Origin of the sequence: Pseudomonas sp. GM24, assembly GCF_000282235.1 — a bacterium.
Lineage (GTDB): Bacteria > Pseudomonadota > Gammaproteobacteria > Pseudomonadales > Pseudomonadaceae > Aquipseudomonas.
In genome coordinates this window covers 1-14,176 of sequence record NZ_AKJR01000127.1, presented here as the reverse complement: position 1 = coordinate 14,176, position 14,176 = coordinate 1, and the positions used below count along the sequence as shown (strand labels likewise).

The following is a 14,176-nucleotide window of genomic DNA, read 5'->3' as shown; positions in this document are numbered from 1 at the left end:
AGGTTTTTTAGGCGCAGAATGGTCGCCCTTGGGGTTTTACCTCGCCTAGCTGAAAAGGAAACTCGATGACTCGTCTTCGTGCCATCTGCACCGCGGTTGCACTGGTTTGCGCCAGCGGCCAGGTGCTTGCCGATACCGCCAGCCACAACGCCAGTGCTGAAGCTTTCCTGACCCTGGCGCACGCTGACAAGCTGGGCACTCCGGTGTACATGCAAGTGCAGCAAATGTTCGCTCAGCGTTTCGAACAGACCAAAGCCCCGGAAGCCAAGAAAGCCGTACTGGAAACCTACCAGGCCAAGGCCAACGCCGCGCTCGACCAGGCCATCGGCTGGAACAAGCTCAAGCCTGACATGGTCAAGCTCTACACCAGCAACTTCAGCGAATCCGAGCTGAAAGACCTGGTCGCGTTCTACCAGTCGCCACTGGGCAAGAAAGTCCTGGAAAAAATGCCGCAGCTGACTCAGCAATCGGCCCAGATGACCCAGGCCAAACTGGAAAGCGCCGTACCGGTCGTCAACAAGCTGCTCGACGACATGACCAAAGAGCTGACCCCGGCAGCGCCTGCGGCCAAGAAGAAGTAAGCGGAGTTCGTGATGACAATGCAACAACGCATCGAATCGACGCTGGCCCTGCTTCAGCCTGAGCACCTGCAAGTGCTGGATGAAAGCCACATGCACAGTCGCGGGTTACAGACGCACTTCAAGGCCGTGGTGGTCAGCGCGCAGTTCGACGGCCTGAACCGGGTCAAGCGCCACCAGAAAGTCTACGGCACGCTTGGCGAGCTGATGGGCGAGTTCCATGCGTTGGCGCTGCACACCTACACCCCGCAGGAATGGGCAGAGATCGGCGCCGCTCCGGCATCGCCGACCTGTGCTGGCGGCAGCAAGCATTAAGCTTCGGTTTTTTGCTAGAATCCGCAACGCGCCGCTCACCCGGCGCGTTTTTTTTTGAATCCGGTTCACCCTTTGCGAGGGTAGCCACCTGGAGAAATACCCATGACACAACCGATTGTCGTGGCGGCACTGTATAAGTTCGTCACCCTCGAAGATTACGTCAACCTGCGCGAGCCCCTGCTGCAAGCGATGGTCGACAACCAGATCAAAGGCACGCTGCTGATCGCCGAAGAAGGTATCAACGGCACGGTCTCCGGCAGCCGCGAAGGCATCGACGGCCTGCTCGCCTGGCTGAAGAACGACCCACGCATGATCGACATTGATCACAAAGAGTCGTACTGCGACGAGCAGCCGTTCTATCGCACCAAGGTCAAACTGAAGAAAGAGATCGTCACCCTCGGTGTCGAAGGCGTCGACCCGAACAAGAAGGTCGGCACCTACGTTGATCCGCAAGACTGGAACGCGTTGATCAGCGACCCGGAAGTGCTGTTGATCGATACACGTAACGATTACGAAGTGTCGATCGGCACCTTTGAAGGCGCCATCGATCCGAAAACCACCAGTTTTCGCGAATTTCCCGACTACATCAAAGAACACTTCAACCCGGCCGTGCACAAGAAAGTTGCGATGTTCTGCACCGGTGGCATTCGCTGCGAGAAAGCCTCGAGCTACATGCTCGGCGAAGGCTACGAAGAGGTTTACCACCTCAAGGGTGGCATCCTGAAGTACCTTGAAGAGGTGCCGCAGGAAGAAACCAAGTGGCAGGGCGACTGCTTTGTGTTCGACAACCGCGTGACCGTGCGTCACGACCTCAGCGAAGGCGACTACGATCAATGTCATGCCTGCCGCACGCCGGTCAGTGTTGAAGATCGTGCGTCCGAGCACTATGTGGCCGGTATCAGCTGCCCACATTGCTGGGACAAACTCAGCGAGAAAACTCGCCGCAGCGCGATCGATCGGCAGAAGCAGATCGAACTGGCCAAGGCGCGCAACCAGCCGCACCCGATCGGCTACAACTACAAGCAAGCATCCACCGAGGCTTAACCATGTCTGCGCGCCTGCTCTATGTGATGGATCCGATGTGTTCGTGGTGCTGGGGGTTTGCTCCGGTGGCCAAGGCATTGGTCGAGCAGGCGCAAGCAGCCGGTGTGGAGTTGCATCTGGTGGTTGGCGGTTTGCGCACCGGCAGTGGCTCGGCGCTGGAGCCGACCACGCGTCGCTACATTATCGAGCATTGGCAAGCGGTCACTGAAGCCACCGGCCAGCCGTTCAAGTTTGACGGTGCGTTGCCCGACGGCTTTGTCTACGACACTGAGCCTGCCTGCCGGGCGATCGTTACTGCGCGCAGTCTGGCGCCGGATTGCGCGTGGAGATTGGTCGGACTGATCCAGCAGGCGTTTTATGCTGAAGGTCGCGACGTTACCCAGGCCAGCGTGCTGGTCGAGCTGGCAGAAAAGGCCGGTGTACCGCGTATCGAATTCGCTGCCTTGTTCGATCATGCCGACCAGCACAAAGCGACTCAGGCCGATTTCAGTTGGGTGCAGGATCTGGGCATCGCCGGTTTCCCGACCCTGCTCGCCGAGCGCAACGGTCAACTGGCGCTGCTGACCAACGGCTATCAACCGCTCAGCGAGCTGTCGCCATTGCTCGGCCGCTGGCTGGAACGCGCGGCCTGTGTCTGATCGGGCCGATGACACGCCAGCCGTAAAGCGTGTCGACCGGCTGAGCTGGGCAGAAGTCCGGCGACTGGCATTGAGGCACAAAAAATCCCTGTGGATCGCTAACGGTGTCGCCGTGCTGGCGACGCTGTGCAGCGTGCCGATTCCGTTGCTGCTGCCGCTGCTGGTGGACGAAGTGCTGCTCGGCCATGGCGACGCTGCGCTGAAAGTCATGAATCACGTGCTGCCCGGTATGTGGCAGCAAGCGGCGGGTTACATCGGCTTGATGCTGGTAGTGACGCTGACCCTGCGTTGCGGCTCGCTGTGCTTCGGCGTGTTGCAGTCGCGGCTGTTCGCACGGCTGGCCAAAGACATCGTTTATCGCATTCGCGTGCGCCTGATCGAACGCCTGAAGCGGATTTCCCTCGGCGAATACGAAAGCCTCGGCAGCGGCACCGTGACCACGCACCTGGTCACCGACCTGGACACCCTCGACAAATTTGTTGGCGAAACCCTCAGCCGCTTCCTGGTGGCGATGCTGACGCTGGTCGGCACCGCGAGCATCCTGATGTGGATGCACTGGAAACTGGCGCTGTTGATTCTGTTGTTCAATCCGTTGGTGATCTACGCCACGGTGCAGTTGGGCAAACGCGTCAAACACCTGAAGAAACTCGAGAACGACAGCACCTCGCGCTTCACCCAGGCGTTGAGTGAAACCCTCGATGCGATTCAGGAAATCCGTGCCGGCAACCGCCAGGGCTTCTTTCTCGGTCGGCTCGGCCTGCGCGCGCAGGAGGTGCGCAACTACGCGGTCAATTCGCAGTGGAAAACCGACGCTTCCAACCGCGCCAGTGGCTTGTTGTTTCAGTTCGGCATCGACATTTTCCGCGCGGCGGCGATGCTCACGGTGTTGTTCTCCGACCTGTCGATCGGCCAGATGCTCGCGGTGTTCAGTTACCTGTGGTTCATGATCGGCCCGGTCGAACAACTGCTCAATCTGCAATACGCCTATTACGCGGCGGGCGGGGCGCTGGCGCGGATCAACGAGTTGTTGGCGCGCGCCGATGAGCCGCAATATCCCGGTGGCGTCGATCCGTTCAAGGGCCGCGACACCGTCGGCATTCAGGTGCAAGGCCTGAGCTTCGGCTACGGCGATGAGCTGGTGCTGGATCAGTTGAATCTGTCGATTGCTCCCGGTGAGAAAGTCGCGATTGTCGGTGCCAGTGGCGGCGGTAAAAGTACCCTCGTGCAGTTGTTGCTCGGGCTTTATACACCGCTGGCCGGCACCATCCGGTTCGGCGGTTCGACCCAGCAGGACATCGGCCTGGAAACGGTTCGCGAAAATGTCGCGGTGGTGTTACAGCACCCGGCGCTGTTCAACGACACCGTGCGCGCCAACCTGACCATGGGCCGCACCCGCAGTGACGAAGCCTGCTGGCAGGCGCTGGAAATCGCTCAGCTGGACGCGACCATCCGCGCTTTGCCCAATGGCCTCGACAGTATTGTCGGTCGCTCCGGCGTGCGTCTGTCGGGCGGGCAGCGCCAACGGCTGGCCATCGCGCGGATGATCCTCGCCGAGCCGAAAGTAGTCATCCTCGACGAAGCCACGTCTGCCCTCGACGCCGCCACCGAGTACAACCTCCATCAGGCCATGGCGCGCTTCCTCAATGGCCGCACCACGCTGATCATTGCCCACCGACTGTCGGCGGTGAAACAGGCTGATCGCGTGCTGGTGTTCGATGGTGGTCAGGTCGCTGAAGACGGCGATCACCAGCAGCTGATCGCCGATGGCGGTCTGTATGCCAAGCTCTATGGTCACCTGCAGCAGATCCAGCGCCCTTGAGTTTCGTTCCGGTTTCTGTGCTTAGTGCTTGAATTGCATTGAGTAAATTCAACCGGAACGCGCAAGCAGCACAGCCATTTGCACAATCGGCCTAGAGGACGGCAGAGCTGTCCCTTTGACTTGTCGAAAACTAGCCTAGGCTGAGCTGTCAGGAGCGGGATTTTCCGGTGTTCATCTGGCAGTGCTTGCGCAAGGGATCTCATGAAGCAAAAGCGGACTCTCGGAACGCCACGGTTGTTGGGCATCGTCTGGCCATTTATTGCCGTCGTGTTGTTTCAAGCGTTACTGGGTGGCGTGAGTCTTTACGTGCTCTCGGCCGTTCGCGGTTATGTCGCTGGCGAAAGTCTCTGGTCCAAGGGCCAGAAAGACGCGATCTATTACCTCAATCTATACGCCGACAGCCGTGACGAGGCGATCTTCCTCAAATACCGCAACGCGATTGCCGTGCCGCAAGGCGGGCATCAGTTGCGTCTGGCGCTGGATCATCAACCGCCGGATCTGGCCGCAGCACGCGAAGGTATTCTCAAGGGTGGCAACCACCCGGACGACGTGTCCAGCCTGATCTGGCTGTACCTCAACTTCCGTCATTTCAGTTATCTGGAAACTGCCATTGACCGCTGGACGGTCGGCGATGCCTATCTGGTCGAACTGGATGACGTGGCGCAGGAGATGCACCGCAGCATTTCAGATAGCACGGCCAGCAGCGCCGATATCCAGCGCTGGAAGGCGCGGATTTTCGCCATCAACGATGCCGTGACTCCTGCGGCGAAAGCTTTCAGCGATGCCTTGGGCGAAGGCTCGCGGATGATTCTGCGGCTGCTGCTGTTAACCAATCTGGCCACGGCACTGGGGCTGATCGTGCTGGCCCTGTGGCGCACGCACAAACTGCTCAAGCAGCGTCACGCCTTTGCCGAGGCGCTGCAACTTGAGAAGGATCGGGCGCACGTCACCTTGCATTCGATCGGTGATGGCGTCATCACCACTGATGTCAGTGGTGCCATCGATTACATGAACCCGGCCGCCGAAGCCATGACCCACTGGAAGGCCGAGCAGGCGGCGGGATTGCCGCTGGCAGCGTTGTTCAATTTGCTCGACGACAACGCCCAGGCCGAGGGGCTGACCCTGATCGAGCACATTCTCAGTGGCCAGCTCAGTGGCGGCAGCGAGCATTCGAAACTGATCCAGCGCCTGGATGGCACGACGTTGTCAGTGACGCTGGTCGGCGCACCGATCCGCAATGCCGGCAAGGTCAGCGGCACGGTGCTGGTGCTGCACGACATGACTCAGGAGCGGCAATACATCGCCAACCTGTCGTGGCAGGCGACCCATGATGCGCTGACCGGGTTGGCCAACCGTCGCGAGTTCGAATATCGGCTGGAGCAGGCACTGCATAACCTCACGCGCCATTCCGGGCGGCATGCGCTGATGTTCCTCGACCTCGATCAATTCAAACTGGTCAACGACACCTGTGGTCACGCCGCCGGCGATGAACTGTTAAGGCACATTTGTACGCTGTTGCAGTCGGGGCTGCGCGAAGGCGACACGCTGGCGCGCCTGGGCGGTGATGAGTTCGGCATTTTGCTGGAGAACTGCGCGCCAGACGCGGCCGAGAAGATTGCCGAGGCGCTACGCCAGACGGTGCAGAACCTGCATTTTGTCTGGAAAGGGCGGCCGTTCCTGACCACGGTGAGCATTGGCCTGGTGCATATCGCGCAGACCCCGACGACCCTCGAAGCCTCACTGCGCGCGGCCGATATGGCCTGTTACATGGCCAAGGAGAAGGGCCGCAACCGGGTGCAGGTCTACCACGCCGACGATTCCGAGCTGTCGCTGCGCTTTGGCGAAATGGCTTGGGTGCAACGGCTGCACATGGCACTGGAAGAAAATCGCTTTTGTCTGTACGCCCAGGAAATCGCCCCCCTCAAGCCGGGCGACAACAAGGGTGGGCACATTGAGATTCTGCTGCGTCTGCATGATGAAGCCGGGCGGATGATCTTGCCGGACAGTTTCATTCCCGCTGCCGAGCGCTACGGTTTGATGAGTCAACTGGACCGTTGGGTAGTTCAGAACGTATTCAAGGTTATTGCTCAATGTATTGCACAAGAACATGAAGAGCCTTTAGCAATGTGTGCGATTAATCTGTCAGGCATTACTATAGGAGATGACGCGTTTTTGCACTTTCTGCGAGAGCAGTTTGTTAACTATGCAATACCGCCTGAAATGATTTGTTTTGAAATTACAGAAACCAGTGCAATTGCAAATCTGGGCAGTGCAATAAGATTTATTAATGAACTCAAAGGCTTAGGTTGCTACTTTTCGTTAGATGATTTTTGCGCCGGAATGTCTTCATTCGCTTATCTGAAACATTTGCCTGTAGACTTCCTGAAGATCGACGGGAGTTTCGTAAAGGATATGCTGGACGACCCGATTAACCGCGCAATGGTCGAAGTGATCAATCATATCGGGCATGTCATGGGTAAGCAGACAATTGCCGAGTTTGTTGAAACAACCCAGATCGAGCAGGCATTGCTTGAAATCGGTGTGGATTACGCTCAGGGTTATGTTATAGAACGCCCACAGTTGTTTACCTGCGACAGTTTGCAAAGTCGGCCCGCCAGACCGCAACCGCTGTTGTTCAAAGCGCCTGGCACGTTCCGTTGAAGTCTCTCGCCGATCCTTACAATCACAAATCAAAAGGAGCCGAACAGTGATCGACACATTCAACCGAACCGGACCACTCATGGAAGCTGCAAGTTATCCCGGCTGGGCACAACAGCTGATCGAGGATTGCAGCGAGAGCAAGCGCCGGGTTGTCGAACATGAACTTTACCTGCGCATGCGTGATAACAAACTCAGCGCCAGAACCATGCGTCAGTACCTGATCGGTGGCTGGCCGGTGGTTGAGCAGTTTGCGTTGTACATGGCGCAGAATCTCACCAAAACCAGGTTTGCCCGGCATCCGGGTGAAGACATGGCGCGGCGCTGGCTGATGCGCAATATCCGTGTTGAACTCAATCACGCCGATTACTGGGTGCATTGGAGTCGTGCCCATGGCGTCAGTCTGGAAGACCTTCAGGCGCAGCATGTGCCGCCCGAACTGCATGCCTTGAGTCATTGGTGCTGGCACACCAGTTCGGCTGATTCGCTGATTGTGGCCATCGCCGCGACCAACTATGCGATTGAAGGCGCGACCGGGGAGTGGTCGGCGCTGGTCTGCTCCACCGGCGTATATGCCGCAGCGTTTCCCGAAGAGGATCGCAAACGGGCCATGAAGTGGCTGAAGATGCATGCCCAGTACGACGATGCTCATCCCTGGGAGGCGTTGGAAATCATCTGCACGCTGGCGGGGATGAACCCGAGCAAGGCCTTGCAGGCCGAACTGCGTCAGGCGGTGTGCAAGAGCTACGACTACATGTACCTGTTTCTGGAGCGCTGCATGCAACTGGAGACGTCGGAACGCTTGTTGGTCAACCGAGAGCGCAGGGCGGTAGTCGAGAGCTGATTTCGGCTACATGAAACTAATGTGGGAGCGAGCCTGCTCGCGAAGGGGTCATGTCAGTCAGCATTGCTTTGACTGAATCACCGCTTTCGCGCGCAGGCTCGCTCCCACACTGTTTTGTGTTGGTTGAACAGCTCAGCCCGCCATGGCCAAGCGATTACGCCCTTCGCGCTTGGCCACGTACAGCGCACTGTCAGCGCGGCGCAGCAAGCTGTCGGCCGATTCGCCGGGCAGTAACGTCGAGCATCCCAGGCTCACGGTCAGCTCGATCAACTGGCCATCGGCGTAGTACTCAGCCGCCTGTGTCGCATAACGCAGCCGTTCGCCGACCATTGCCGCCGCTTCGCGGCTGGTGTTGGACAGCAGAATCAGAAACTCTTCCCCGCCGTAACGGAACACCATGTCGACGTTGCGCAATTGTGCCTTGATCGTCGCGGCGATGGCTTTAAGCACGTCATCGCCGGCACTGTGACCATGGCTGTCATTGACCCGTTTGAAGTGGTCGATATCGAGCATCAACAGCGACAACGGTTGCAGGTGGCGACGGGACATTTCGATTTCCCGTTGCAGGGTCTGCTCCATGGCGATGCGGTTGCCGGCGCCGGTCAGCGGATCGCGCAGAGCGCTCTGGGTCGCCTCACGGTAAAGCAGGGCGTTGCGCATCGGGTACAGCAAGGATGACAGCAGCGACTCCAGCTGGCCTTGTTCCTTGTCGTTGAAGCGCTGATTGCGGCGGAACACCAGTTCGCCCATGTGCTCGCCTTCGTGGCTCAGGCTGTAGCTGACCGAGTGATGGCCGCGGCTGCCGAACTCCAGGCGCAAATCGCTGCCTTGGTGCACGTAGCTCAGCGCGTCCAATGGCACGAGGCGCTGAACTTCGCGGAAAAACAGACCGAGGATGCGTTGCGGTTCGAGGCTGGTTTGCAGTTGCAGGCTCATTTGCTGGCGCAATTGCGCCAGACTGGCCGGTCGCTCCAACAAGGGAGGCAATTGACCAAAGCCCAGGCGTTGCAATTTGGCACTGTCAAAGTCAATTGCATTGGTCTGGGAGGGTGATTTCATATGGCGTGAACCCTTAGCAGTAAGTCTGTCTTACAGGCTGGGTGAGAGCGGCTATGGGCTGCGCGTCATACTGATCCATCAGTCCCGTAGGACGTTTGGCGTAAGTTTAGTCTGCCGGATGACGATTAGTCAGCTATCGAAATCGGCCTCGCCCCATTGCCTTCACGTGGCTTGCTTTGAGGAAAATTAGAGCGAAAGTCGTGCCATTCGGTTCGGTTTTATTTAAACCGTTTGGAATCAATGGTTTGGATATTGGGGTGCGAGGTGTGCGCTGGAAATTTGACTGAAATGTGACGGTCGCCAGCGGCAAATGCATGCCGCGACAGGAATCTGCCGCGGCAACAAATGCGACGTATGGCAGTTATTGCGCGTTGAATGCCTGGCCGTTGATGCCGGTACTGTCCGGGCCCATCAGGTACAGGTACACCGGCATGATTTCTTCCGGCGTCGGATTGTTCAGCGGATTTTCTCCCGGATAAGCTTGCGCGCGCATACTGGTGCGCGTACCGCCCGGGTTGATGCTGTTGGAACGCACTGGCGCCACACCATCGACTTCATCGGCCAGGGTTTGCATCAGGCCTTCGGTGGCGAACTTCGACACGCCATAGGCGCCCCAGTACGCCCGGCCCTTACGCCCGACACTGCTGGAGGTGAACACTACCGAGGCATCCTGCGACAGCTTGAGCAACGGCAGCAGGGTGCTGGTCAGCATGAACATGGCGTTGACGTTGACCTGCATGACGCGCATGAAGTTTTCACCGGACAACTGCTCGATCGGTGTGCGTGGGCCGATGATCGAAGCGTTATGCAGCAAGCCGTCGAGGTGGCCGAATTCGGCCTCGATCATCGCGGCCAGCTCATCGTATTGATGGGGCAGGGCGGTTTCGAGGTTGAACGGAATCACCGCCGGCTGAGGGTGGCCTGCCGCTTCGATTTCGTCATAGACCTGCGTCAGGTTCGCTTCGGTCTTGCCCAGCAGCAATACGGTGGCGCCGTGGGCGGCGTAGGTTTTCGCCGCAGCCGCGCCAATGCCCCGACCGGCACCGGTGACCAGAATGACCCGATCCTTGAGCAATTCGGGGCGAGCGGAATAATCAAACATAAAAACCTCATCATGGAGTCAGATCGTTCCCCACGCTCCGCGTGGGAATGCAGCCAATGACGCTCTGCGTCAGGTCTCAGCAGCTGCAAAGCGCGCTATCGAGTACCTTGCGCAATTCCGACGGATGATCCACCACCACATCCGCGCCCCAATGACGCGGATTATCGTCCGGGTGGATATAGCCAAACGTCACCGCAGCGGTTTTCGTCCCGGCATCGCGCCCCGATTCGATATCGCGCAGATCATCGCCTACAAACAGAACCGTCGACGGATCCAGATCAAGCATCTTGCACGCAAGGATCAACGGTTCCGGATCCGGCTTGCTGTTTTTCACGTGATCCGGGCAGATCAGCAGCGCCGAACGCTCGGCCAGTCCCAACTGTTGCATGATCGGCTCGGCAAAGCGCAACGGTTTGTTGGTGACCACGCCCCAGATCAGCTTGGCCTTTTCTATATCAGCTAACAGTTCGCCCATGCCGTCGAACAGTTTGCTGTGCACGGCGCAGCCAACCAGATAGCGCTCAAGGAACTCCAGGCGCAGTTCTTCGAAGCCTGGTGATTCCGGGTCCATCGAAAACGTCACCGCTACCATGGCTTTGGCGCCACCGGAGATCTCGTCGCGGATGTGCTTGTCGTTCATCGGCGGCAAACCACGATCCGCGCGCATTGCCTGGCAGATGGCGATGAAGTCCGGCGCCGTGTCGAGCAGGGTGCCGTCCATGTCGAAGAGAACTGCTCTGATGGCCATCGGCTTATTCCTCGCGCAGGGTCTGGATCATGTAGTTGACGTCAACGTCGTTGGCCAGCTTGTAGTGCTTGGTCAGCGGGTTGTAGGTCAAGCCGATGATGTCCTTGACGGTCAGGCCGGCCATGCGGCTCCACGCGCCGAGCTCGGAAGGGCGGATGAATTTCTTGAAGTCGTGGGTGCCGCGCGGCAGCAGCTTCATGATGTATTCAGCGCCGATAATGGCGAACAGGTACGCCTTCGGGTTGCGGTTGATGGTCGAGAAGAACACCTGGCCACCCGGTTTGACCATGCGGAAGCAGGCACGAATGACCGACGATGGATCCGGTACGTGCTCGAGCATTTCCAGACAGGTCACCACGTCGAACTGCTCAGGCATTTCTTCGGCCAGGGCTTCGGCGGTGATCTGGCGGTATTCGACGCTGACGCCGGATTCCAGTTGATGCAGTTGCGCGACCGCCAGTGGCGCCTCGCCCATGTCGATACCCATCACGGTGGCACCGCGTTGCGCCATGGCTTCGCTGAGGATGCCGCCGCCGCAACCGACGTCGAGGACTTTCTTGCCGGCCAGATTGACCCGCTCGTCAATCCAGTTGACCCGCAAAGGGTTGATGTCGTGCAGCGGTTTGAATTCGCTTTCACGATCCCACCAGCGATGGGCCAGGGCTTCGAATTTGGCGATTTCGGCGTGGTCGACGTTGCTCATGTTCAATTCCTCTAAAACTTTAAAAGGGCTGTAGCCCCGGCGTGGGCGCCGGGGTGTTTACGATTCGGTGTGGCCGCTGATGCGCTGGCCCCAGGTACGGGCGGTGGCGCCCAGTTGCGCTTCGTCCATGCGCGTCAGGCGTCGGTCGTCGAGCAGTTGTTTGCCGGCGACCCACAGGTGTTTCACGCAATCGCGGCCGGTGGCGTATATAAGCTGCGATACCGGGTCATACACCGGTTGCTGGGCCAGGCCGGACAGGTCGAAAGCGACGATGTCGGCGGCTTTGCCGATTTCCAGCGAGCCAACTTGCGTCTCGATCCCCAGTGCGCGCGCACCATTCAGGGTGGCCATGCGCAGTGCCCGATGAGCGTCCAGCGCCGTGGCCGAGCCGGCAACGGCTTTGGCCAGCAGGGCGGCGGTGCGGGTTTCGCCGAGCAGATCGAGATCATTATTACTGGCGGCGCCATCGGTGCCGACCGCGACATTCACCCCAGCCTGCCACAAACGCTCGACCGGGCAGAAACCGCTGGCGAGTTTCAGGTTCGATTCCGGGCAATGAATGACGCTGGTGTTGCTTTCTACCAGCAACGCCAGGTCGTCATCGCTGATCTGGGTCATGTGCACGGCCTGGAAGCGCGGGCCGAGCAGGCCCAGACGACCGAGGCGAGCGAGCGGGCGTTCGCCATGCTGCTCCAGCGCTTGTTGGACTTCGAACGCGGTTTCATGCACGTGCATGTGGATCGATGCGTCCAGCTCCTCGGCAATCACGCGGATTTTCTCGAGATTCTCGTCGCCGACGGTGTACGGTGCATGAGGGCCGAAGGTGATCTTGATGCGTTCGTGATGCTTCAAGTCGCCAAACAATTCGACGCCCTGACGAATGGCTTCATCGGCACTGCCGGCGCCCGGGATCGGGAAATCAAGGATCGGAATGGCGATCTGCGCACGAATGCCGCTGTTGTGCACGCGCTCGCTGGCGACTTTTGGAAAGAAATACATGTCCGAGAAGCAGGTGATGCCGCCCTTGATCTGCTCGGCGATGGCCAGGTCGGTGCCATCACGAACGAAATTTTCATCGACCCACTTGGCCTCGGCCGGCCAGATATGGTTTTCCAGCCAGGTCATCAGCGGCAGATCATCGGCCAGGCCACGGAACAGCGTCATCGCCGCATGGCCGTGGGCGTTGATCAGACCGGGGGCGAGCAGCACGTCCGGCAGTTCGCGGACTTCAGTGGCGTTACACTTCAATGCTTCGGCGCGCGGGCCGATAAACACGATGCGACCGTCGCGGATGCCCAGGCCGTGCTCCTTGAGCACAACGCCTGCAGGTTCGACGGGTACCAGCCAGGTCGGCAGCAATAATAAGTCGAGCGCAATGGCAGGTTTCGGCATCGAGGGTCGGTTCCAGTGCTTTTGTAAAGGATGGCGAAGTATACCCGAGCGTCTTCGCGGGGGGATCGCTATAATCGGCGGCTTTTGTTCATGAGTGCGGGGTGTAGGATGCGCGATCGACTGTTGGCTGCGGAAAAAGTGAAGGCCATCGATTGGCGTGACGGCGCGCTGCACCTGCTGGATCAGCGTATTTTGCCGTTCGAAGAAACCTGGATTGCCTACACCAGCGCCGCCGGCGTGGCCGAGGCGATTCGCTCGATGGTGGTACGTGGCGCGCCGGCCATTGGCATCAGTGCCGCGTATGGCATCGTCCTCGCGGCCCGTGCGCGGATCGCCGAAGGTGGCGATTGGTACGTGGCGCTGGAAGAGGACTTTGCCTTGCTGGCCGATTCCCGTCCGACAGCGGTTAACCTGTTTTGGGCCTTGGGTCGCATGCACGATCGCCTTGATCGCTTGAAAGAGAACGCCGATCCGCTGGCCGCGCTGGAAGCCGAAGCCATCGCCATTCACGAAAGCGACCGCGAAGCCAACCTGACCATGGCCCAGTTGGGCGTTGATCTGATCCGCAAGCATCAGGGCAATGCCCAGGCGATTCTGACTCATTGCAATACTGGCGCGCTGGCCACCGGTGGTTTCGGTACGGCGTTAGGGGTGATTCGTGCAGCCTTCATTGAAGGCATGGTCGAGCGCGTCTATGCCGACGAGACCCGCCCATGGTTGCAAGGCTCGCGTTTGACTGCGTGGGAACTGGCCAACGAAGGCATCCCGGTTACGTTGAATGCCGACTCCGCCGCTGCACACATCATGAAAACCAAGGGCGTGACCTGGGTGATCGTCGGTGCTGACCGAATCACCGCCAATGGTGACGTGGCGAACAAGATCGGCACCTATCAACTGGCGGTCAACGCCATGCACCACGGTGTGCGCTTCATGGTCGTGGCACCGAGTTCCACCATCGACATGAATCTGGCCAGCGGTGACGACATTCCGATCGAGGAGCGTGACGGCGCCGAGTTGCTGGAAGTCGGCGGCAAGCGTGTCGGTGCGGACGTTGAAGCGTTCAATCCGGTGTTTGACGTGACGCCGGCGGATCTCATCGACGCGATCGTCACCGAAAAAGGCATCGTCGAACGCCCGGACACCGCGAAAATGGCCCAGTTGATGTGCCGCAAACGCCTGCATTAATGCGGTGATACTCAATGTAGGAGCTGCCGAAGGCTGCGATCTTTTGATCTTGCTTTTTAGAGGGCAGGATCAAAAGATCGCAGCCTTCGGC

13 protein-coding genes are annotated in these 14,176 nt (G+C 59.1%); 8 read left to right on the top strand and 5 right to left on the bottom strand.

Going from position 1 to position 14,176, the window contains the following annotated elements:
* Positions 1–65: 65 nt before the first annotated feature.
* From PMI23_RS15435 to PMI23_RS15405, 7 genes are all read left to right on the top strand, one after another.
* Complete coding sequence (locus PMI23_RS15435) at positions 66–581, top strand: DUF2059 domain-containing protein (RefSeq protein ID WP_007908385.1); 516 nt, start codon at positions 66–68, stop codon at positions 579–581.
* 12 nt (positions 582–593) lie between these two features.
* Positions 594–893 (top strand): BolA family protein, encoded by a 300-nt coding sequence (locus tag PMI23_RS15430; RefSeq protein WP_007908388.1) that lies wholly within the window; start codon positions 594–596, stop codon positions 891–893.
* A gap of 102 nt (positions 894–995) precedes the next feature.
* Complete coding sequence (gene trhO / locus PMI23_RS15425; protein ID WP_007908390.1) at positions 996–1,937, top strand: oxygen-dependent tRNA uridine(34) hydroxylase TrhO; 942 nt, start codon at positions 996–998, stop codon at positions 1,935–1,937.
* A gap of 35 nt (positions 1,938–1,972) precedes the next feature.
* Positions 1,973–2,575, top strand: coding sequence for a DsbA family protein (locus tag PMI23_RS15420; protein ID WP_176472332.1), 603 nt, complete (start codon positions 1,973–1,975; stop codon positions 2,573–2,575).
* Positions 2,568–4,394, top strand: coding sequence for an ABC transporter ATP-binding protein (locus PMI23_RS15415; protein ID WP_007908392.1), 1,827 nt, complete (start codon positions 2,568–2,570; stop codon positions 4,392–4,394). The genes PMI23_RS15420 and PMI23_RS15415 overlap by 8 nt, the downstream gene beginning before the upstream one ends.
* Before the next feature lie 201 nt (positions 4,395–4,595).
* On the top strand, positions 4,596–7,055 hold the full coding sequence (locus PMI23_RS15410; RefSeq protein ID WP_007908393.1) for an EAL domain-containing protein: 2,460 nt from the start codon (positions 4,596–4,598) through the stop codon (positions 7,053–7,055).
* A gap of 79 nt (positions 7,056–7,134) precedes the next feature.
* Positions 7,135–7,896 carry a TenA family transcriptional regulator gene (locus PMI23_RS15405; RefSeq protein WP_443200713.1) on the top strand — a complete coding sequence of 254 codons (762 nt, stop codon included), beginning with the start codon at positions 7,135–7,137 and terminating at the stop codon, positions 7,894–7,896.
* Between the two features lie 132 nt (positions 7,897–8,028).
* On the opposite strand, the gene PMI23_RS15400 is transcribed toward PMI23_RS15405, so the two are convergent.
* The 5 genes from PMI23_RS15400 to PMI23_RS15380 form a co-directional block, all read right to left on the bottom strand.
* Positions 8,029–8,955, bottom strand: coding sequence for a GGDEF domain-containing protein (locus PMI23_RS15400; protein WP_007908395.1), 927 nt, complete (start codon positions 8,953–8,955; stop codon positions 8,029–8,031).
* Between the two features lie 361 nt (positions 8,956–9,316).
* On the bottom strand, positions 9,317–10,057 hold the full coding sequence (locus PMI23_RS15395) for a YciK family oxidoreductase (protein ID WP_007908397.1): 741 nt from the start codon (positions 10,055–10,057) through the stop codon (positions 9,317–9,319).
* 76 nt (positions 10,058–10,133) lie between these two features.
* Positions 10,134–10,805, bottom strand: a complete 672-nt coding sequence (mupP, locus tag PMI23_RS15390) for an N-acetylmuramic acid 6-phosphate phosphatase MupP (RefSeq protein ID WP_007908398.1) — start codon at positions 10,803–10,805, stop codon at positions 10,134–10,136.
* A 4-nt stretch (positions 10,806–10,809) separates the two neighbouring features.
* Positions 10,810–11,508 (bottom strand): bifunctional 2-polyprenyl-6-hydroxyphenol methylase/3-demethylubiquinol 3-O-methyltransferase UbiG, encoded by a 699-nt coding sequence (gene ubiG, locus PMI23_RS15385; RefSeq protein WP_007908399.1) that lies wholly within the window; start codon positions 11,506–11,508, stop codon positions 10,810–10,812.
* Between the two features lie 57 nt (positions 11,509–11,565).
* A complete protein-coding gene (locus PMI23_RS15380; RefSeq protein ID WP_007908400.1) occupies positions 11,566–12,900 on the bottom strand; it encodes a TRZ/ATZ family hydrolase in 1,335 nt (444 codons plus the stop codon).
* A gap of 108 nt (positions 12,901–13,008) precedes the next feature.
* Here PMI23_RS15380 and mtnA point away from each other — a divergent pair, with 108 nt between their 5' ends.
* On the top strand, positions 13,009–14,085 hold the full coding sequence (gene mtnA / locus PMI23_RS15375; protein WP_042704961.1) for an S-methyl-5-thioribose-1-phosphate isomerase: 1,077 nt from the start codon (positions 13,009–13,011) through the stop codon (positions 14,083–14,085).
* The last annotated feature ends 91 nt before the right edge of the window (positions 14,086–14,176 follow it).